The 19,803-nt window shown below is 68.4% G+C and carries 16 protein-coding genes and 1 riboswitch; of the genes, 13 read left to right on the top strand and 3 right to left on the bottom strand.

What is annotated here, in order from left to right:
- Nucleotides 1-91 precede the first annotated feature (91 nt).
- From ACTIGJ_RS04360 to yedA, 5 genes are all read left to right on the top strand, one after another.
- Entirely contained in the window at nucleotides 92-625 is a 534-nt protein-coding gene (locus tag ACTIGJ_RS04360) for a YaeQ family protein (RefSeq protein WP_439639061.1), read from the top strand.
- A 15-nt stretch (nucleotides 626-640) separates the two neighbouring features.
- Entirely contained in the window at nucleotides 641-1,564 is a 924-nt protein-coding gene (locus ACTIGJ_RS04355) for a DMT family transporter (protein ID WP_439639060.1), read from the top strand.
- A gap of 15 nt (nucleotides 1,565-1,579) precedes the next feature.
- The gene (locus ACTIGJ_RS04350) at nucleotides 1,580-3,208 is read left to right on the top strand and encodes a phytoene desaturase family protein (RefSeq protein WP_439639059.1); all 1,629 of its coding nucleotides are present in this window, start codon (nucleotides 1,580-1,582) and stop codon (nucleotides 3,206-3,208) included.
- Between the two features lie 426 nt (nucleotides 3,209-3,634).
- On the top strand, nucleotides 3,635-4,789 hold the full coding sequence (locus tag ACTIGJ_RS04345) for a polysaccharide lyase family 7 protein (protein WP_439639058.1): 1,155 nt from the start codon (nucleotides 3,635-3,637) through the stop codon (nucleotides 4,787-4,789).
- Between the two features lie 455 nt (nucleotides 4,790-5,244).
- Entirely contained in the window at nucleotides 5,245-6,150 is a 906-nt protein-coding gene (gene yedA, locus ACTIGJ_RS04340) for a drug/metabolite exporter YedA (RefSeq protein ID WP_439639057.1), read from the top strand.
- A gap of 6 nt (nucleotides 6,151-6,156) precedes the next feature.
- On the opposite strand, the gene ACTIGJ_RS04335 is transcribed toward yedA, so the two are convergent.
- Both ACTIGJ_RS04335 and ACTIGJ_RS04330 read right to left on the bottom strand, forming a co-directional pair.
- A complete protein-coding gene (locus tag ACTIGJ_RS04335) occupies nucleotides 6,157-7,086 on the bottom strand; it encodes a glutathione S-transferase family protein (protein WP_439639056.1) in 930 nt (309 codons plus the stop codon).
- Nucleotides 7,087-7,180: 94 nt separating this feature from the next.
- Nucleotides 7,181-8,050 carry a LysR family transcriptional regulator gene (locus ACTIGJ_RS04330; protein ID WP_439639055.1) on the bottom strand — a complete coding sequence of 290 codons (870 nt, stop codon included), beginning with the start codon at nucleotides 8,048-8,050 and terminating at the stop codon, nucleotides 7,181-7,183.
- 209 nt (nucleotides 8,051-8,259) lie between these two features.
- Between ACTIGJ_RS04330 and ACTIGJ_RS04325 the strand changes: the two genes are divergently transcribed.
- From ACTIGJ_RS04325 to ACTIGJ_RS04300, 6 genes are all read left to right on the top strand, one after another.
- Nucleotides 8,260-8,574, top strand: a complete 315-nt coding sequence (locus ACTIGJ_RS04325; protein ID WP_439639054.1) for a hypothetical protein — start codon at nucleotides 8,260-8,262, stop codon at nucleotides 8,572-8,574.
- 88 nt (nucleotides 8,575-8,662) lie between these two features.
- Entirely contained in the window at nucleotides 8,663-9,931 is a 1,269-nt protein-coding gene (locus ACTIGJ_RS04320; RefSeq protein WP_439639053.1) for an efflux RND transporter periplasmic adaptor subunit, read from the top strand.
- An 85-nt stretch (nucleotides 9,932-10,016) separates the two neighbouring features.
- Nucleotides 10,017-10,739 (top strand): ABC transporter ATP-binding protein, encoded by a 723-nt coding sequence (locus ACTIGJ_RS04315; protein ID WP_439639052.1) that lies wholly within the window; start codon nucleotides 10,017-10,019, stop codon nucleotides 10,737-10,739.
- Between the two features lie 21 nt (nucleotides 10,740-10,760).
- Complete coding sequence (locus ACTIGJ_RS04310) at nucleotides 10,761-12,083, top strand: ABC transporter permease (protein ID WP_439639051.1); 1,323 nt, start codon at nucleotides 10,761-10,763, stop codon at nucleotides 12,081-12,083.
- A gap of 11 nt (nucleotides 12,084-12,094) precedes the next feature.
- Nucleotides 12,095-13,309, top strand: a complete 1,215-nt coding sequence (locus ACTIGJ_RS04305; protein WP_439639050.1) for an ABC transporter permease — start codon at nucleotides 12,095-12,097, stop codon at nucleotides 13,307-13,309.
- A gap of 27 nt (nucleotides 13,310-13,336) precedes the next feature.
- Nucleotides 13,337-15,139 carry a DUF885 domain-containing protein gene (locus ACTIGJ_RS04300; protein ID WP_439639049.1) on the top strand — a complete coding sequence of 601 codons (1,803 nt, stop codon included), beginning with the start codon at nucleotides 13,337-13,339 and terminating at the stop codon, nucleotides 15,137-15,139.
- A 25-nt stretch (nucleotides 15,140-15,164) separates the two neighbouring features.
- On the opposite strand, the gene ACTIGJ_RS04295 is transcribed toward ACTIGJ_RS04300, so the two are convergent.
- Complete coding sequence (locus tag ACTIGJ_RS04295) at nucleotides 15,165-16,409, bottom strand: BLUF domain-containing protein (protein WP_439639048.1); 1,245 nt, start codon at nucleotides 16,407-16,409, stop codon at nucleotides 15,165-15,167.
- A gap of 139 nt (nucleotides 16,410-16,548) precedes the next feature.
- A riboswitch (cobalamin riboswitch) is annotated at nucleotides 16,549-16,762 on the bottom strand.
- Nucleotides 16,763-16,958: 196 nt separating this feature from the next.
- Here ACTIGJ_RS04295 and ACTIGJ_RS04290 point away from each other — a divergent pair.
- Together ACTIGJ_RS04290 and ACTIGJ_RS04285 are read left to right on the top strand one after the other, a co-directional pair.
- Nucleotides 16,959-18,314 carry a sigma-54-dependent transcriptional regulator gene (locus ACTIGJ_RS04290; RefSeq protein ID WP_439639047.1) on the top strand — a complete coding sequence of 452 codons (1,356 nt, stop codon included), beginning with the start codon at nucleotides 16,959-16,961 and terminating at the stop codon, nucleotides 18,312-18,314.
- Nucleotides 18,315-18,361: 47 nt separating this feature from the next.
- On the top strand, nucleotides 18,362-19,777 hold the full coding sequence (locus ACTIGJ_RS04285) for an ABC1 kinase family protein (protein ID WP_439639046.1): 1,416 nt from the start codon (nucleotides 18,362-18,364) through the stop codon (nucleotides 19,775-19,777).
- Nucleotides 19,778-19,803: the final 26 nt, after the last annotated feature.

The following is a 19,803-nucleotide window of genomic DNA, read 5'->3' as shown; positions in this document are numbered from 1 at the left end:
GCGGCCTCGCCGGCCAGTCCGGCGGCAACTGCACGCCTGTCAGGGCAGCAACGCGGCTACCATCCCGCATCCGTTCCAGCCCCCACCGTTCATGGCACTCAAGGCCACCATCTTCAAGGCGCAGCTGCAGGTTGCCGACATGGATCGCGACTACTACGCCGAGCACGCCCTGACCGTGGCGCGGCATCCGTCGGAAACCGATGAACGGATGATGGTGCGGCTGCTGGTGTTCGCGCTGCACGCCCACGAGCGGCTGCAGCTCGGCAAGGGTCTGAGCGATCCGGACGAGCCGGACCTGTGGCGCAAGGACCTGACCGGCCAGATCGAGCAGTGGATCGAGCTGGGCCAGCCGGACGAGAAGGCGGTGATCCGCGCCTGTGGCCGCGCCGGCGAAGTGTTCGTCTACGGCTACCAGCGGGCTGTCGAGCCCTGGTGGCAGCTGGCCGAGCCGAAGCTGGCGCGCGCCCGCAACCTGCAGGTGCGGCGGATCATCGTCGGCGGCGAGGTCGCGCTGGCTGCGCTGGCGCAGCGAACCATGCAGCTGCACTGCACGATCCAGGACGGCCAGCTGTGGCTCGGCGACGGCGAACGCACCGCCGCCATCGAGCTGCAGGCGCTGCGCTGAACGGCCGCGTCCGCGATGCGCGGCGGCCTGCTGCCGGCGATCGCCGCGTGCTGGATCTGGGGTTTCGCGTTCATCGGCCCGCTGCTTCTGCCGGACTGGCCGGCGCTGGCGGTGGCGGCCGCTCGCTACATCAGCTACGGGCTGGCCTCGCTGCTGACGCTCGTGCCGCTGGCGCGCGCGTCGACTGCGTCGCCAACCCCGCCGCGCGCCTGGCGTGATGCACTGCTGCTGACGCTGTCCGGCAACCTGCTGTACTACGCGCTGCTCAGCGTAGCGGTGCGCAACGCCGGCTATGTGATGCCGACGCTGATCATCGGCCTGCTGCCGGTCACCGTGTCGCTGGCCGGGCGGCTGCGCCACCGGCAGCGGCCGAGCCCCCGCTATGTCGCGGCGCTGAGCCTGATCCTGGCCGGGCTGTGGCTGGCGCAGCCACCAGCGATAGGCGCGGACAGCTCCGGCAGCAGCGCTGCGTTCCGCATCGGCATCGCCTGCGCCATAGGCGCGCTGCTGCTGTGGACCGCCTACGGCGTGCTCAACGGCGAGGGGATGCGCGCCTATCCCGGCATCGGCGGGCTGCAGTGGTCAGCGTTGCAGGGCACGGCGGCGCTGCCGTTCGCGCTGCTGCTGTTTGCCGCCGCCGCGCCGTCGCAGCCCTGGGCACGGCCCGACTGGATGCGCTTCGTGGCGGTGGGCCTGTTTCTCGGGCTGGCGGCTTCCTGGGCTGCGAATGCGCTGTGGAATCGCGCCTGCGCCCGGCTGGAGCCCTCGCTGCTCGGCCAGATGATCGTTTTCGAAACCATCGCCGGCATCGTCTACGGCGCGCTGTGGACCGGGGTCGCGCCGCCGGCTGCGGTGGTCGCCGGCACGGCGCTGCTGGTGGCGGGTGTCATCGTGGCATTGAGCGAACGGCCGCCGCCGGTCACGCTGTCGGCATCCTGATCCTTGCTCTCTGCCATGACCCGCGATGCCTTCGATGCCCTGGTGATCGGTGCCGGCCACAACGGCCTGGTCTGTGCCGCGACGCTGGCGGCGGCCGGCAAGCGGGTGCTGGTGCTGGAGCGGCATCACCGGCCGGGCGGCGCGGCGGTGACCGAGGACATCATTCCCGGCTATCGCGCGTCGACCGCTTCCTATCTGGTCAGCCTGCTGCTGCCGGAAGTCGTGCAGGAACTGGAACTGGCCCGCTACGGCTACCGGGTGCTGAACCGCAATCCGTCCAGCTTCACGCCACTGCCCGATGGCCGATCCCTGCTGATGGGGCCGGACGAGGCGCTGAACCATCGCGAGATCGCCAAGTTCTCGGCACGCGATGCAGCGGCCTATCCGAAGTACGAGGCCTGGCTGACCCGGGTCGCCGAGTGCATCGAACCGCTGCTGACCGAGCCGCCGGCCGACCTGCTGCCACTGCCGGTTTCGTGGCGAACGCGCAGCTGGCGGGCCCGCTTCCGCGAACTGCGACGCGGCGGGCGGCTGTATCGGGCGATCCGCGCGCTGGGTGACGAACTGCCGCAGACCATCGAACTGCTGACCGGCGCCGCGCGGCCGATCCTCGACCGCTGGTTCGAGTCCGAAGTGCTGAAAGCGACCCTGGCGACCGATGCGGTGATCGGCGCCCAGCAGCCCATTTCGGCACCCGGCACCGGCTATGTGCTGCTGCACCACGTGATGGGCACGGCCGGCGGCGCCCGAGGCGTCTGGGGCTATGTCGAAGGCGGCATGGGTGCGATCACCGAGGCGATGGCCACCTGCTGCCGCGCGCGCGGCGTCGAACTCCGCTGCCGGGCCGAGGTCGCCGAGATCCTCGTCGAAGGCGGGCGTGCGGCCGGCGTGCGGCTGAACAGCGGCGAGGTCATCCGCGCCGGCACGGTGATTTCCAACGCGACGCCGGAGATCACCTTCCGCCGGCTGCTGCCGGATGCCGGAAGCCTGCCGTCCGCGTTCCGCGCGGCGGTCGAACGGATCGACTACAGCAGCGCCTCGATGAAGATCAACCTGGCCGTCTCCGAGCTGCCGGACTTCACCGCGCTGCCGGGACGGGCGGAGATCGGCCCGCAGCATCGCGGCACCATCCACATCAGTCCGACGCTCGAATACCTCGAAGCGGCCTACGACGATGCCCGGCGCGGCCTGCCATCGCGCGCGCCGATCCTGGAGCTCACCATCCCGACCTCGGTCGACCAGACCCTGGCACCGGCCGGCCACCACATCGTGCAGATGTTCATCCAGTACGCGCCGTATCGGCTTGCCGACGGCCAGGACTGGGACACGTTGCGCGAGCCGTTCGCCGACCGCTGCATCGCGGCCGTCAACCAGTACGCCCCGAACTTCGCCGCCTCGATCCTCGGTCGCCAGGTGCTGACGCCGCTCGATCTGGAACGTCGCTTCGCCCTGACCGGCGGCAACATCTTCCACGGCGCGATGGCCCTGCATCAGCTGTTCTCGATGCGCCCGATCGCCGGCTGGGCCGACTACCGGACCCCGCTGGCCGGCCTCTATCTCTGCGGCGCCGGCTGCCACCCCGGCGGCGGTGTCACCGGCGCGCCGGGACGCAACGCCGCGCGCGAGGTGTTGCGGGGCGGTTGATTCGCGGGCCGCTTCGGCAGGCCGTAGCGTCGATGCCGGCGTGCCGAACCGCATCGCATGTGGACGCGCGCGGCGGGTCGGCATCAGTGCCACTGCCGTTCACATCCGAATGTCGACCGCTCGTCCCATTCGTCTGACGACGACTACCGCCTCTACCTCGGTGATCAAGAAAGCGGGAGGACGGCCGTAACAAGGACACGTCGAACGTCGAGATAGTCCGGAACGTAGTCACTTCAGTGAGCACGTTCAAGCGGCGGGTGGCGACTCCGAAGGGAGCTGTACGGAGTCGCTTCGCAGCCTATCAAGACCTAAGACCTGATCCTTTTTTCGGATTAGCGCTTCGGTCAGGACTCCCTACCTGTCCGTTCGCAACCCCGGGGAAAGCTTGCCTAACGGCGACTTTTTTCCAATCGGACGTCCACCAACATGAGCCCCCTGCGTAATGTTGTCCTTGCGACAACGCTGTCTGCCGTTCCATTCATCGCCTTCTCGGCGCCCCCCGCCTGCAAATCCACCGATGCGCAATGCATCGCGAATGCACCCGTCAGCACGACCCAGACTAGCAAGCCAAGAACGGTATCCATTGGCGTCGTCAGTGGATTGATGCCAGTCAAGATCTCAGTGGATCGCGGCGAGTACAAGATCAACTCCGGCGCCTTCACGTCGACGCCGGGGACCATTCGCAACAAGGACACCCTGACCGTCCGGGTTGCCGCTGCGACTACACCCGGTACCGAAGTTGCGCAGACGGTGAAGATTGCCGGTCTTCCGGATCAGGTGTTCCGCGTGATCACCGCAGGCACGGCCAGCACCGCACCGCCGGTGTCGCCGACGACCCCGACGCAGCCGCGTACCTTCATTCGCTGGAGTAGCTACGGCAAGCTGACGCTGCCCGTGGATGCCGATGGAAAGAACGGCGCTGACGAGATTCCGTCGACCGCGCTGGATACCTATTCGTCGATCTATTTCTATGGAACTTCCGCTGGCCAGAAGACGGCCGGTGGCTACGTTGCCGCCAATGGCGAAACGGTGTTCTGGGCGCCGGTGAACGGTGGCGGCCTCACGCCGAGTGCCAAGTTCGTCAGATCGGAGATGCGCGAACAGTGGGCGAATGGCAACTCGGTGAACTGGTCGATGGTCGGCGTTCACACGCAGTCCGGACGCTTGAAGGTGACGCAGCTGCCGAAGCCGAAAGTGGCCGGTGGTCGGGTGGGGACGGTGTTCGCGCAGCTCCACAGCAACAACAACTCTCCTCCCGTGAAGCTGGTCTTTGTCAGCACCGGGTCTGGCACCTACGCCTATGGCACCTACAACAACACCACGGAAGCCGGAAATGGTGTCGCCAGTGCCGTCAAGATTCCGGTCTCGATCGGTCAGTCGTTGACCTACGAGATCACGATGAACAATGGAATCGTGACCTCGAAGATCAATGATCAGGTCATCGATACCCGCGATCTCCGACAGGAATGGGCGGGTCAGACCTTCTATTTCAAGGCCGGAAACTACGTGCAGAACGGAACCGACACGGCGACGGGTGCTGCGGAAGTGGTGTATTCCTCGATCAGCTCCTCGCACAACTAGAGAAGTGCGTTACGACGATCGTCAGCCGGAGTCGGCAGATCCATCGGCGAGACGCCGATGTGGAATCTGGCGAATCTTGAGACGATAGCGAGCCCGTAGCAGAGGTTTGTCAATTCATCCGGCTTCGCCTTCGACGCTCGTCTGCCGCGGGCGGCCGATGGTGGAAGCCGGATGAGTCGTGGCGACGGAAGATGGCGCAACGCGGTCGACAGGCGCCTTCGTCGAAAGCGAGTGTCGGATGCACTTTGAACGCGGACGACCGAGGGCGGGAGCCCCGCGTTCTCGATGCGTGCTGATAACCGCGTTTCGCCGTCCGTTCCTTGGCTGCCTTTGGCCGTCACCAGCCCTGTGGTCATCCAGGATGCCGTTCAATTCGTCTTCGGGGCCAGCCTGTGCGCCCCGGTTCCTGGGCGGCAGGCATTAAGATGCGCGCCCCCAAACCCGAAACCCTGCCCGTGAACACCCCCCAGGCCGCGAGTGGCCGGTTGCCGTTGCTGGTGCTGCTGTCGCTGTTCTGCGTCTACGTGATCTGGGGTTCGACCTACCTCGCGATCCGTTTCGCGCTGGAGGCGTATCCGCCGCTGTTCTTTCCGGGGCTGCGTTTCGTGGTGGCCGGCAGCGTGCTGATGCTGGCGTTGCGGCTGCGTGGTGCGCCGCTGCCGACGCTGCGGCAGTTTGCCTGCTCGGCGGCGATCGGCTTTCTGCTGCTGAATGTCGGCAATGGCGCGGTGGTCTACGCGCAGCAGTCGGTGGGTTCGGCGCTGGCGGCGACGGTGGTGGCGACGATGCCGCTGTGGGCCAGCCTGTTCGGCGGCATCTGGGGCCAGTGGCCGCAGAAGATGCAGTGGATCGGCCTGGTGGTCGGCTTCTCCGGCATCCTGCTGCTGAACATCGGTGGCGATTTCGCTGCCAATCCGCTGTCGGCGGCGCTGCTGGTGACGGCGTCGGTGTCCTGGGCTTTCGGCTCGGTCTGGAGCCGGCGCATCGACCTGCCGAAGGGCGCGATGAGCACGGCCTGCCAGATGCTGTCGGCCGGCCTGCTGTTCCTGCTGGCCTCGTGGTGGCGCGGCGAATCCTGGCAGCTGGTGACGACGCCGAGGGCGATGGCGGCGCTGGCCTATCTCGCGGTATTCGGCAGCATCATCGCGTTCAGCGCCTACATCTACCTGGTGCAGACCGTGTCGCCGCAGCTGGCGACCAGCTATGCCTATGTCAATCCGGTGATCGCCCTGCTGTTCGGCGTCGGCCTCGGCGGCGAGCTGTTCGTCGCCAGCGAACTGGCGGCGATGGCGCTGGTGCTTTTCGGCGTGCTGCTGATCGTGCGCTACAACCGCCCGCTGCCGGCGCGACCGCCGGCCTAGCGGCGGTCAGGCCGGTGTCACCTTGAAGCCGGCACGCGGGAAGTGCACCGCCAGCTCGCCGGCGCGCGGGTCCTGGCGCTTGATGACGATCTCGAACACCGAGGCGTGGATCAGCCGGCCGGCGACCGGGTCGACGCCGTAGTCGGTCGCCGCCACCGTCACTTCCGAGCCGATGCGCGCGCCTTCCACGTCCAGCAGCGGGCCATCGGGCGGCTGCAGCGCCGAGGCCGAGCGGGCCACGGCGATGGCGTCCTCGGCGCTGATCTCGGTGGGCCGGCCGTTGCCGAACGCGGTCATCCGTTCGAACCAGGCCATCAGGCCCTTGAACGGTTCCAGCAGCGGCGCGACGCCGGCATTGCTGCGGATGAACCAGACCGGGTGGAAGACGCTGAAGTCGGCGGCCGTCGGTGCATCGCCGAGCAGGAACGGGCTGGCCTGCAGCTGCTGGTCCAGCGCATTCATCAGCGGCAGGAAGTGGGTCTTGCCGAACTCCGGCCCTGGCCGGGTGGCGGTGCCGCCGGTGAACAGCTGGGCGCGATCGGCGGAGAAGCGGGCCATCTGCTCCGGGCCGATGCGTTCCATCAGTACCTTGAGTCCGGCCGGCTGGAAGACGGTCGGGACGGCGGCGAAGAACAGCGTCTGCTCCAGCGCCGCGAACGCGGCGCAGCTGGCCTTCAGCGCGCTCGGCAGCAGCGGCGGCTCCGGGTGCAGGCGGTCGATCACCCGCACCATCAGCGCGGTGTCGCAGTAGATGTCGCGGCCGATCTGCAGCACCGGCGCCTTGCGGTAGCCGCCGGTCAGCGCCAGCAGATCCGGCTTCGGCATCTGCAGCGGCGTGATCACCGAGGTCCAGGCCAGGCCCTTGTAGCCGAAGATCGCGCGGATCTTCTCGCTGTACGGGGACAGCGGGTAATGGTGCAGCAGCAGTTCGCTCATGCCCGCTCCGGTTGGCGGCAGTAGGTTGATTTCATTGCCGGAATCGCCAGTAGCCAGCGTTCCGGAGCGGCAGTATAGCGATGCGCGGCCCGGCTCAGACGCTGACGCCGAGCAGTCCCAGCAGCGCCCGCGCCGGACCGGAGCGGGTCCGTCCGCGATGCCAGACGGCGCCCAGGTCGCGGCTCAAGGACAGCTCGGGGCGGTCGATCGCGACGATCGAATCGTCGAGCATCGAGCAAGGCAGCACGCTCCAGCCGAGGCCGATGGCGACCAGCATCTTCAGCGTCTCCAGATAGTTGGTTGACAGCCGGATGCGCGGCGCCACGCCGTGCGCCTGCAGGGCGCTCATGACGATGCGGTGCGTGTAGGTGCGTTCGTCCGGCAGCACCGCCGGGTGGGTGGCCAGCTCGCGCAGGCCCGGTATGCCGGCCTTCGCCAGCGGATGGTTCGGGGCGACGACCACCGACAGCGGATCGCGCCAGACCATCTGCATCAGCAGCGCCTCGGGTGCTTCGTCGGGCAAGGTCACGATTCCGAGTTCGAGCCGGCCCTGCGCCACTTCCTCGCAGGCGTCCTCGGAATCCATGAAGTGGATGTCGAGATCGACGTCTGGATAGGCCTGCGTGAAGTTGCGCAGCACCGGCGGCAGCCGGTGCAGGCCGATGTGGTGGCTGGTGCCGATCGACAGCCGGCCGCTGACCGTGCCGGACAGCCGCGACAGCGCCCGCCGCGCGTCTTCCATCTCGGCCAGCACGCGGCGGGCATGCGGCAGCAAGGTGCGGCCGGCGTCGGTCAGGTCGATGCGTCGGCCGACACGGTCGAACAGCGGCTGGCCGAGCGCCTCTTCCAGCGCGGCGATGCGCTTGGAGATCGCCGGCTGCGACAGGTGCAGGCGCTCTCCGGCTTTTGAGAACGAGCCGGTGTCGGCCACCTCGATGAAGGCACTGAGGCCGTGAGTATCCATGGCGGCGAGGATGCCGGAATTCGCGTGTCGACGGCCGTCGGCCGGCGGTGTCCGCGTCGCGGCGGACAGCGTCCGGACGCTGTCCGCGGACAGTTTCACGCGGCTGGCCCGACTGTCATTTCTTCAACTGTGGCAATGGCTTGCCGTAATCCGACCGGCCGGCACGGCGATTGCGCTATCCACGCCGGGACCAGACGGGGAGAACGACGATGGGCAAGCGGATCGGGGTGCTGCTGACCGGGTTGGCCTTGAGCCTGCCGCTGCTGACGGCGATCGGCGGCCACGGCGTGCTGCGCGGCAGCGCCGACAGCCTGACCACGCCGGCACCGCAGCCGTCGCCGACGCAGCGGCCAGCAGCGCCGATCATCGCCGGCACCGTCGAGCCGAGCACCGGCATTCCATGCCGGCGCAGCGCCGCCGCCGGCTTCGAGGCGCCGCCGTCCCGTCATCCGGCGGCGCCGAACACCGGCTGCAACCTGCGGCTGGTCAAGCGCCGGCCGGCCGACCCGACGATCTGGATCTAGGGGATCGCGATGCCGCTGCCTGCAGCTCTGCGGCTGTCCTGCCGCCGCGTCATCGGCTGCGCCTCTGGCGCCGGCCGGGAGCCCCCTCATGTTTCGTGACACTGCCGCCCAGGATCGGGTGATCGCCGCCGCGCCCGGCTGGCGCCGCCGGCTGCCGTGGATCGTGGCCGGCCTGCTGGTCGTGCTGCTGCTGGCCTGGGCGGTGCCGACGGCCCGGCGGACGCTGTCCGCCGAGGCGACGGCGACGCTGGCGCGGCTGAACGTGGCCACCGTGGCGCGCGGCGATTTCGTCCGCGACATCGCCGCGGATGGCCGCGTGGTGGCGGCGGTCAGCCCGACGCTGTACGCCGCCGCCGCCGGCACCGTGGCGCTCAAGGTGCAGGCCGGCGACCGGGTCGAGCGCGACGCGGTGCTGGCGATCATCGACAGCCCGGAGCTGAGCAACCGGCTGGCCCAGGAGCGGGCCCAGCTGGCGGCGCTGGACATCGACTGGCAGCGCGCCAAGCTGGCCGCGCGCCGCCAGCAGATGACCGTGCAGGAAGCGGTCGATCGCGCCGAGGTCGACCGCAAGACGGCGGCCCGCGAGGTCGAGCGCAGCCGCAAGGCTTTCGAACAGGGCGCGTATTCGGAACTGCAGGTGCTGCGCAACGAGGACGCGCTGGAAAAGGCCGAGTTCGCGCTGAGCCGGGCGCGCGAGGACCTGGCGCTGGAGCCGGAACAGATCCGTTTCGATATCGAGTCTAAGAAGCTGGCGCGCGATCGCCAGCAGCTGCTGGTGGCCGATCTGGCGCGCCAGGTCGAGGCGCTGGCGCTGCGCGCGCCGGTGTCCGGGCAGGTCGGCCAGCTGCTGGTGGCCGAGCGGGCCAGCGTGGCGCGCGATGCGCCGCTGTTGACCGTCGTCGACCTGAGCCGCCTGGAGCTGGAGATCAAGGTGCCGGAAAGCTTCGCCCGCGAACTGGCGCCGGGCATGCCGGCGCAGATCAATCACGGCGGCCGGCCCTGGCCGGGCGAGATCAGCGCCGTCTCGCCGGAAGTGGTGGCCGGCCAGGTGGCGGCCCGCGTGCGCTTCGCCGACGCCGTGCCGGAGGGCCTGCGCCAGAACCAGCGGCTGTCGGCGCGGGTACTGCTCGACGAACGCAAGAACGTGCTGACCGTCCACCGGGGCCCGTTCATCGACGCCGGTGGCGGGCGGGTGGCCTACGTGATCCGTGGCGATGTCGCCGAGCGGGTCAGCATCGAGACCGGCGCCAGCAGCCTGAACCAGGTCGAGATCCTGTCCGGTCTCGAGGCCGGCGACCGGATCGTGATTTCCGGCACCGACGAATTCAACGGCGCGCAGCGCGTGGTGCTGCATTGAGCCGCGCGGCGACTGCCGTGTCCCTGATCGCCGCCGCCGCTGCGGCGGCCCGATTCCCGACGATGATTCACCCGAGGTCGCAGCCATGCTGAAGATGCACCACCTGTCCAAGGTCTACCGCACGCACCTGATCGAAACGCATGCGCTGCGCGATTTCTCGATCCATGTGAAGAACGGTGAGTTCGTTGCCGTGACCGGCCCGAGCGGCTCGGGCAAGACCACCTTCCTGAACATCGCCGGCCTGCTCGAGGAATTCAGCGGCGGCGAATACTTCCTCGACGGCGTCGACGTGCGCGGCATGAACGACGCGGCGCGCTCGCGGCTGCGCAACGAGAAGATCGGCTTCATCTTCCAGGGTTTCAACCTGATCCCGGACCTGAACCTGTTCGACAACGTCGACGTGCCGCTGCGCTATCGGGGCTTCAACGCCGCCGAGCGCCGCCGGCGCATCGAGCAGGCGCTGAGCCGCGTCGGCCTGTCGGCGCGCATGAAGCACTATCCGTCGGAGCTGTCCGGCGGTCAGCAGCAGCGCGTCGCGATTGCCCGGGCGCTGGCCGGTTCGCCGAAGATCCTGCTGGCCGACGAGCCGACCGGCAATCTCGACACCCAGATGGCGCGCGGCGTCATGCAGCTGCTGGAGGAGCTTCATGCCGAGGGCGCGACCATCATCATGGTCACCCACGATCCCGAGCTGGCCGCCCGCGCGCAGCGCAATGTCCACGTGATCGACGGCCAGGTGGTCGACATCCAGGCCGAGCCCCGGCTGCGCAACGTCGGCGCGCCGCCGCTGCAAGCGGCCCAGGCCTGAGCGGGCAGGGGGCGCACGACCATGTTCGGCTATTACCTCAACCTGGGCCTCCGCAGCCTGCGCCGCAACCCGGTGCTGACGGCGCTGATGGTGTTCGGCATCGCGCTCGGCATCGCCGCCAGCATGACCAGCCTGACGGTGTTCCACCTGATGGGCAGCGACCCGATTCCGTGGAAGTCCGACCGGCTGCACGTCGTGCAGCTCGACAACTGGGACATCAACCAGGCCTATGACGAGGAAAAGGGCCGGCTGCCGGACCAGCTGACCTATCTCGACGCCACGGCGCTGATGGCGGCTGGCAAGGCCGATCGGCAGGTGGCGATGTACAAGGTGGTGCTGCCGGTGCAGCCGGCCGGCGACGACGGCGGGCCGGAGATCAAGCCCTACCTGGCGCTTGGCCGGGCAACCTACAGCGACTTCTTCCCGATGTTCGAACCACCGTTCCGCTACGGCGGGCCGTGGAGCCGCGAGCAGGACGAGGCGCGGGCGCGGGTCACGGTGCTGACCGAGTCCACCAACGAAAAGCTGTTCGGCGGCGCCGACTCCACCGGCCGGACGGTGCGCTTCGATGGCGTCGACTACACCGTGGTCGGTGTGCTCGACCGCTGGCAGCCGAGGGTCAAGTACTTCGACCTGACGGTCGGCGCGCTGACCGACCCCGAGGAAGCCTTCATTCCGTTCACCACGGCGATCGACCTGCGCGTGCAATCGTCCGGTAACAACAGCTGCTTCAAGGCGCCGGCGCCGAGCTGGGAAGGCTATCTGGCCTCCGACTGCATCTGGATCCAGTTCTGGGTGCAGCTCGACAGCCCGGCGCGGCAAGCGGAGTACAAGCGCTTTCTCGATGCCTACGTGATGGAGCAGAAGAAGCTGGGCCGTTTCGAGCGCCCGCTGGCGACGCTGCTGCCAGACGTCAACGAATGGCTCGCGCTGCAGGAGGTGGTGTCGCGCGACGTCGAGATCCAGGTCGGGCTGGCCTTTGCGTTCCTGGCCGTCTGCCTGGTCAATACCGTAGGCCTGCTGCTGGCCAAGTTCATGCGCAAGAGCGGCGAGATCGGCCTGCGCCGGGCGCTCGGTGCCAGCCGCCGCCAGCTGTTCCTGCAGCATCTCGTCGAAGCCGGCGTGGTCGGCATCAGCGGCGGTCTGGTCGGCCTGGCGCTGACCGGCCTCGGCCTGATGGGCGTGCGCGCGCTGTACAGCGAGTTCAAGACCATCACCGAACTGGACTGGACGATGGTTGCCGTGACCCTGCTGCTGTCAGTGCTGTCGGCCACGCTGGCCGGGCTGTTCCCGACCTGGCGCGCCTGCCGCGTGCAGCCGGCTTCCCAGCTCAAGACCCAGTAAGGAGAACGCGTATGGAACTTCGACCGATCCTGTCGGCGCTGATGCGCTCCCGCGTGGCGCTGGTGCTGCTGGGCCTGCAGATCGCGCTGACCCTGGCGATCGTCTGCAACAGCCTGTTCATCATCAGCGAGCGCGCGGCGCTGATGGAGCGCCCGAGCGGCATGAACGAGGCCGACACCTTCATCCTTGCCTCGATCGGCTTCGGCGCCGACTTCAACCTGAAGAACGCCATCGCCGACGATCTGGCCATGCTGCGCGCGCTGCCCGGCGTGGTCGCGGCAGCGCCGATCAACTCGCTGCCGATGACCAACGGCGGCTGGAGTTCCGGGCTGTCGCTGACCCGCGAGCAGAAGACGTCGTCGGCCTATTCGGCGATGTATTTCAGCGACGACCAGGCACTGACGGCGATGGGCGCGCAGCTGATCGCTGGCCGGCCGTACCGGCCCGAGGAACTCGGCGAGCGCACCCGCAAGACCGCAGGCTGGCCGCCGGTGATCATCATCAGCCGCGCGCTCGGCCACAAGCTGTGGCCAGGGCAGGACCCGGTCGGCAAGACCGTGTGGCTGGACACCGAGGCCGAGGCCTCGACGGTGATCGGTGTCATCGACCGCCTGCAGGCGCCATGGGTGCACAACGAGGAGGTCGTCGAATTCGCCACCGTGCTGCCGGAAGTCATCAACGAAGGCGCGTTCACCCGCTACATCATCCGTGCCGCGCCGGGACAGCGCGATGCCGTGATGAAGGCGGCCGAGGCGAAGCTGGCCGAGATCAATCCGAGCCGCATCGTCCGCGAAGGCAAGACGCTCGAGAAGGTGCGCGCCGAGGCCTATGCCGGTGACCGGGCGATGATGATCATCCTCGGTGTGGTGATCGCCTCGCTGCTGGTCATCACCGCGCTCGGCATCGTCGGCATGGCCAGCTTCTGGGTCACGCAGCGGACCAAGCAGATCGGCACCCGGCGTGCGCTGGGCGCGACGCGCGGCGCGATCCTGCGCTACTTCCTGGCCGAGAACTTCGTCATCACCAGCATCGGGCTGCTGCTCGGTACGGCGCTGGCCTACGGCTTCAACGTCTGGCTGATCCGTCACTACCAGACCCAGGCGATGCCGTGGTACTACGTTCCGGTCGGCTGCCTGAGCTTGTGGCTGCTCGGTCAGCTGGCCGTGCTGGGGCCGGCGCGGCGCGCATCCCGGGTGCCGCCGGCGATGGCGACACGCTCGGTCTGACGCCACCCGCCACCCTGATCTGATTCCATGCTCCAGCCGATGACCTGCCGTGCGCGCCGCGTCCTTTCCGTGCTGCTTCTGCTGCTCGGCAGCGTCTGGCTGCGTGTTCCAGATGCACGCGCCGCCGATCCGGCGCCGACGCTGGAAGCCCGCCGGCAGGCGCTCGACCAGCTGCTCGCGGAACAGTGGCAGGACACGCTGCGGCAAAGCCCGGAATTCGCGACCGTGCTGGGCGATGACCGCTACAACGATCGCTGGAGCGACAACTCGCTGGCCGCCAGCGCCGCGCGGCAGGCCTCGCTGGCGAACTGGCTGGCGCGCTTCGAGGCCATCGACAGCCGCGACTTTCCGGAGGTCGAGCAGCTGAACCGCACGCTGATGATCGATCAGCTGCGCGATGCGCTGGAAAGCCTGCGGCTGAAGCTGAACCTGATGCCGCTGGACCAGACCAACGGCGCGCAGCTGCAATACCCGCAGTTCGCTGCCGTGGTGCCGACCGACAGCGTGCGGCACTACGAAGACTGGCTGGCGCGCCTGAACGCGATGCCGGCGCAGATCGAACAGCTGATCGCGCTGTCGCGCGCCGGTCTCGCCGCCGGGCTGGTGCCGCCGAAGTTCCTGCTCGAGAAGGTGGCCGTGCAGTGCGAGTCGATCGCCCGGCCGGCGGGGCTCGACAGCGCTTTCGCGTCGCCGCTGGCGCGGATGCCGGAGGGCATTGCGGCTGCCGATCGCGCCCGGCTCAAGGCGGCGATCGTCGCCGCGATCGACGGCAAGGTGCGTCCGGCCTACCGGCGGCTGGCGCAGTTCGTCCGCCGCGACTACGCCCCGCACGGGCGGCTGCAGCCCGGCATCTGGGCGCTGCCGAACGGCGACGCGCTGTATCGCTATCTGGTGCGCAGCCAGACCAGCACCGACCTGAGCCCGAAGGCGATCCACGAACTGGGGCTCCAGGAAGTGGCGCGTATCGAGGCCGAGCAGACGACCATTGCACGGCGCTTCGGCTATGACGATCTGGCCAGCTTCCGTGCGGCGCTGAAGCAGGATCGCGACACCTTCGCCAGTTCGCCGGAACAGATTCTCGACCGCTACCGGCAGTACAACGCGCAGATGGCGCCGATGCTGCCGAAGTTGTTCGGCCTGCTGCCGAAGTCGGCGGTGCAGGTGCGCGCGGTCGAGGCCTACCGCGAGCAGGAAGCGCCGGGTGCGTCGTACCTGCAAGGCTCGCCGGACGGCAAGCGGCCCGGCCTGATCTATGTGAACACCGGCGATTTCGCCCATCGCTCGCTGCTGACCATCGAATCCACCGCCTACCACGAAGGCTCGCCCGGCCATCACATGCAGGTGTCGATCGCGCAGACCTTGCCGGAGCTGCCGCCGTTCCGGCAGCAGGGCGGCTACACGGCCTATGTCGAGGGCTGGGCGCTGTATTCGGAGCAGCTCGGCAAGGACGTCGGCTTCTACACCGAGCCGCTCAGCGACTACGGCCGCCTGTCAGACGAGCTGCTGCGCGCCAATCGCCTGGTGCTCGATACCGGCGTGCACGACCAGCACTGGACGCGCCAGCAGATGGTCGACTGGTTCCACGCCCATTCCTCGGACGACGAACCGGACCTGCAGTCGGAAACCGATCGCTACATCGCCTGGCCTGGCCAGGCGCTGGCCTACAAGCTCGGCCAGCTACGCATCCTGGCACTGCGCGAGGAGGCGAAGGCCTCGCTTGGCGATCGCTTCGATATCCGCCAGTTCCACGATGTGGTGCTCGGCGGTGGCGCGCTGCCGCTGGATGCGCTCAGCGAGCGCGTGCACCACTGGCTGATGACCTCGCGCTGAGCCGCTGGCAGGGCGTGGTCGCCGCTCAGCGCTTCAGCGACGCCATGATCTTGGCCGCCAGCAGCGGTGCCGAACGGTTGCCGGCGTCGGCGCCGATGTCGGTGCCGGTTTCCTCGCGTTCGTGGAACACCCGGCCGCCGACCACCACCACCAGCTGAGGATTGCGCGAGGCATCGCGAACCTGGCGGATGGTCTGCGCCATGCGCGGCAGCCACTGTTCGCGGTGCAGCGAGGCGCTGAGCGACAGGTCGAGCGCATCGAACCAGGTGTCGGCCACCAGCTGTTCGAGCGCTGCGTCGGTGGCGGGTGCCTCGTACTGCGTGTTCCAGCCGGCCTGCCACAGCACTTCGGCGTCGAGGCTGGCGCCAAGCCGATGCAGCTCGCCCGGCTGTGGCGTGACCAGTACGGCCGGAAGATTCGCCACCGGCAGCCGTTGCGCAGCGCTGGTCGACTGGCGCATTGCCGACTGCACCCGGCACAGCGCCACGGTCATCTCCAGCTCGGTGCAGTCATCGTCGATCCACAAATCGCCGAGGCTGCGTGCCAGCGGCTCGTAGAGATCGCGGCACAGCACGCTGATCGACTGCGACAGCGCCTGCAGCTCGGCCATCCGCGCCAGGCCGCTTTCCGGATCAGTGGCGACCAGCAGGCGGGCGAGTTCGGCGATGCGCGGGTCGACGATCGGCAGCGTGGCGCTGTCGACATGCAGGGCCGCGAGCTGCGGCACCAGCACCGATTCGACGACGTTCTTGAGGACATCGTGCTTCGGTCGCGGCGAGGGTGAGCGGCCGCCGGACGCGGCCAGCAGCGGCTCGCGGGCAATCACCACCGGCGAGCGGATCGCCATCGATGCCAGCAGTTCGGCTGCGGCATGCGGGCGACGGTTCAGCGTGTCGATCAGCGTCGGCGGCAGGTGAATGAAGCCGGAGTTGGTCTTCTCCTGCGTCAGGCTGCGGGTCGACAGCTTCATGTCCCATTCGCCGAAGCAGCGCACCGGCGTCTGCGTGCGGCCGAGCAGGTCGATGGCGCCATGGCGAGGGTCGCGCTGGATCGACTGCCAGACTTTTTCGAGGCCTTCCTCCGGGCCTTCGAGCCACTGGAAGAAGCGGCCGTTGTCATAGATCAGCAGGCCGGTCAGCCCTTCAGCGCGATTGCGTTCGGCGGCGGCGCGCTGGAGACCGGCGAGGTCGTCATCGGACATCGGCCGTCGCGACTGGCTGTGGTAGACCAGCGACCAGAGGTCGGGCGCGACGGTGTCGCGGAGTCGCAAGGATTCAGTTGTCGATGAGCGTGATGTCTGCACGGTGAGTCCCCTCAGCACTGTTGTCCCGAGCAGCCCGGCAAACGCGCCCCGGTGCTGGCGTTCGCCAGTATCGGGAAAGCGTCCGGCCGGTGCACCCCGCCCGAGGACTATTGTTCTTGCGTCGGCAGGTCTCCTGGCTTGCGGGTCGTCGTTGCGTTGCGGCCTTCCCGATGCCGAGGCACCCGTGGCGTGCGTGGAACGCGAACTCACCGCTTACAGTTGCGGGGGCAGCTCCGGAATGACTGTCGACCAGCGCACCGGATTCCCTCTTGGCATCCGGGAATGACGGCCCCCGAATGACCGAAGCGACCGCAGGTTGGCCCGTCGGCCGGAAATTTGTCAAGACGAATTGACGACAGCATTTTCCACGCTTATCTGACAGTTTGGACAAGGCGGCTGCGCGGATCATCGTGGCCTCCATCCTGAGCCCCGGTACAGCCGCATGGCTGCCATCAGGAGCGCCGGTGGGGCGGCTTCGACGACAATACGGCGACCAGCCGCCGCGCCCGAATCGCCATGCGCACCATCCTGATCATCGACGACAACCCCGGGGTCTGCGAGGCGCTGAGCCTGCTGTTCTCGCTGCACGACATCCAGGCGTTGACGGCCGCCTCGCCGGACGTCGGGCTGGAGCTGCTGAGCCGCACGCCGGTCAGCCTGGTGGTGGCCGACATGAACTTCACTGCCGACACCACCTCCGGTGCCGAAGGCGCGGCGCTGTTCCACGCCATCCGCGCCCGCAACCCGGATCTGCCGGTGATCTTGCTGACCGCCTGGACTGATCTGGCCACGGCCGTCGAACTGGTCAAGGCCGGCGCGGCGGACTACTTGGCCAAGCCCTGGGACGATGCCAAGCTGCTGGCCACCGTCGAAAACCTGCTGGAGCTGGCGGAAGCGTCCCGCGATGCCAGCCGCCGCCGCACCGAGCGCAACCGCAGGCGCGAGCAGCTGGCGGCGCGCTTCGATCTTTGCGGCCTGGTCTATGCCGCCGATGCCACCGAGCGAGTGGTGACGATGGCCTGCCAGATCGCCCGCTCGAACGCGCCGGTGCTGATCACCGGGCCGAACGGCGCCGGCAAGGAGCGCATCGCCCAGATCATCCACGTCAATTCGGCGGTCAAGGCCGGGCCGTTCGTGGCGGTCAACTGCGGTGCGCTGCCGAGCGAACTGGCCGAGGCCGAGCTGTTCGGGGCGGAGGCCGGCGCCTACACCGGTTCGACGCGCGCCCGCGAAGGCCGTTTCGAACAGGCCGATGGCGGCACGCTGTTTCTGGATGAGATCGGCAACCTGCCGCTGGCGGGGCAGGTCAAGCTGCTGCGGGTGCTGGAGACCGGCGACTACCAGCGGCTCGGCTCGAACCGCATCCGCAAGGCGCGCGTGCGGGTGCTGAGCGCGACCAATTCGGACCTGCCGCAGATGATCCGCGACGGCCGCTTCCGCGAAGACCTGTACTACCGGCTTAACGTCATCGAACTGCAGCTGCCGCCGCTTGCCGAACGGATCGATGATGTCGATGCGCTGGCCGAGGCCTTCCTCGAGGACAGCGGCGTGCGCCTGTCCGCCGAGGCCCGCGAGCTGCTGCACCAGCACAGCTGGCCGGGCAATGTTAGGGAGCTGAAGAACGTGCTGGAGCGCGCCCGGCTGCTGTGCCGGGAGGCGCTGATCCAGCCGGCGGATCTCGGCCTGCAGGTGCAGCCCCGGCCGGCGGCGCGCTCGCTCGACGATCCTTCGCGGGAAGCGGTGCTGGCTGCGCTGGCCAGGGCCGGCGGCATGGTCAGCCGGGCGGCGCAGTCTCTGGGCCTGTCACGGCAGGCGCTGTACCGGCGCATGGAGCGTTTCGGGATCGCCGGAGACAAGCCCGACAGCCGGTAGAATGCGCAACTGTTCACCGAGAACGCACCAGGGTTGCCTGCCGGTCAATGGATTCCGATTCCTCGAACAAGCCGCCGCACAAGCCCAGCCTGTCATCGCTGAAGACCCGCCCGTTCGAACGCAACATCGCGCTGACCAAGCTCGGCTTCGGCGCCGGCACCAAGATCGTCGCCCATTCGCTGATGAACATCTTCCGGGGCGAGGTCGAGAAGACCGACGCCAACCGGGCGTTCTATCGCCAGCAGGCGCAGGTGCTGGCCGACGAGCTGGGCAAGCTCAAGGGCAGCGTCATGAAGGCCGGCCAGATGATGTCGCTGTTCGGCCAGTATTTCCTGCCCGAGGAAGCGGTCGAAGTGCTGGCCAGCCTGCAGGACGACACGCCGCCGGTCGACTGGAAGGTGGTGGGCCCGGCGCTCGAACGCAGCCTCGGCCGCAAGCAGCTGGCCGAGCTGGAGGTGGACCCTGATCCGATCGCCGCTGCCAGCCTCGGCCAGGCGCACCGGGCGCTGCGCAAGTCGGATGGCCTGGAGCTGGTGGTCAAGATCCAGTATCCCGGCGTCGCCGATTCGATCGACAGCGACATCCGCACCCTGTCGCGGCTGCTGGCGATGACCCGGCTGGCGCCGAAGGAAATCGATCTGGAGCCGACCTTCGCCGAGGTTCGCGACATGCTCCGGCGCGAGGTCGACTACCGCGCCGAGGCCGAGTTCACCGAGGGCTTTGCGCGCCGGCTGGCGAACGACCCGCGCTTCGTCGTGCCGCGCGTGCTGCGCGAGTACTCCGCCGACGCAGTGCTGACCACCACCTACGAGCGCGGCGTCGCGGTCCGCGATCCGGCGCTGATGGCGCTGTCGCAGGCCCGCCGCAACCGCTTCGGCGCCGCCTTCCTCGATCTGTTCCTGGAGGAGTTCTTTGACTGGGGCGTGGTGCAGAGCGATCCGAACTTCGGCAACTACCGGTTCCGGCTTGGCGAGCGCGAGGAAGACGACCGGATCGTGCTGCTGGACTTCGGCGCCACCCGCGAATTCGAACGCGGCTTCATCGATGCCTATGGCGAACTGGTCGCTGGCGCGGCGCTTCAGGACCGGCCACGGGCGCTGAAAGGTGCGATCGACATCGGCCTGATGCAGGGACAGTTCCCGGATCAGGTGAAGAACGATTTCCTCGACATGTGCGAGCTGATTACCGAGCCGTTCAACACCGCCGACGATCCGCGCACGCCGAAGGAACTGCGCAACGCCGCCGGCGAATACCGCTGGGGGGCGAGCCGGCTGCCGATGCGGGCCGCCAATGTCGCGGCGCGCAATGCGCTGTCGCGCTATTTCCGTGTGCCGCCGCGCGAGATCGTGTTCCTGCATCGCCGGCTCGGCGGCGTGTTCATCATGCTGGCCACGCTGGATGTCGAACTCAACGCCCGGGCTGCGCTGTTCCGCACGCTCGCCGCCATCAAGGACGCCGCCTGAGCGTCCATCTGCCGTTCACCTGTCGA

The organism is Nevskia sp., from assembly GCF_051860985.1.
GTDB lineage: Bacteria > Pseudomonadota > Gammaproteobacteria > Nevskiales > Nevskiaceae > Nevskia.
The sequence above is the reverse complement of the archived record's forward strand: the minus strand, read 5'-3'. Positions and strand labels throughout refer to the sequence as shown.

Coding starts and splice junctions, on each gene's coding strand:
- ACTIGJ_RS04315 (WP_439639052.1), top strand. CDS start 10,017: ATGCTGAAGATGCACCACCTGTCCAAGGTCTACCGCACGCACCTGATC.
- ACTIGJ_RS04310 (WP_439639051.1), top strand. CDS start 10,761: ATGTTCGGCTATTACCTCAACCTGGGCCTCCGCAGCCTGCGCCGCAAC.
- ACTIGJ_RS04355 (WP_439639060.1), top strand. CDS start 641: ATGCGCGGCGGCCTGCTGCCGGCGATCGCCGCGTGCTGGATCTGGGGT.
- ACTIGJ_RS04300 (WP_439639049.1), top strand. CDS start 13,337: ATGCTCCAGCCGATGACCTGCCGTGCGCGCCGCGTCCTTTCCGTGCTG.
- ACTIGJ_RS04285 (WP_439639046.1), top strand. CDS start 18,362: ATGGATTCCGATTCCTCGAACAAGCCGCCGCACAAGCCCAGCCTGTCA.
- ACTIGJ_RS04305 (WP_439639050.1), top strand. CDS start 12,095: ATGGAACTTCGACCGATCCTGTCGGCGCTGATGCGCTCCCGCGTGGCG.
- ACTIGJ_RS04360 (WP_439639061.1), top strand. CDS start 92: ATGGCACTCAAGGCCACCATCTTCAAGGCGCAGCTGCAGGTTGCCGAC.
- ACTIGJ_RS04325 (WP_439639054.1), top strand. CDS start 8,260: ATGGGCAAGCGGATCGGGGTGCTGCTGACCGGGTTGGCCTTGAGCCTG.
- ACTIGJ_RS04335 (WP_439639056.1), bottom strand. CDS start 7,086: ATGAGCGAACTGCTGCTGCACCATTACCCGCTGTCCCCGTACAGCGAG.
- ACTIGJ_RS04320 (WP_439639053.1), top strand. CDS start 8,663: ATGTTTCGTGACACTGCCGCCCAGGATCGGGTGATCGCCGCCGCGCCC.
- ACTIGJ_RS04345 (WP_439639058.1), top strand. CDS start 3,635: ATGAGCCCCCTGCGTAATGTTGTCCTTGCGACAACGCTGTCTGCCGTT.
- ACTIGJ_RS04330 (WP_439639055.1), bottom strand. CDS start 8,050: ATGGATACTCACGGCCTCAGTGCCTTCATCGAGGTGGCCGACACCGGC.
- ACTIGJ_RS04290 (WP_439639047.1), top strand. CDS start 16,959: ATGCGCACCATCCTGATCATCGACGACAACCCCGGGGTCTGCGAGGCG.
- ACTIGJ_RS04350 (WP_439639059.1), top strand. CDS start 1,580: ATGACCCGCGATGCCTTCGATGCCCTGGTGATCGGTGCCGGCCACAAC.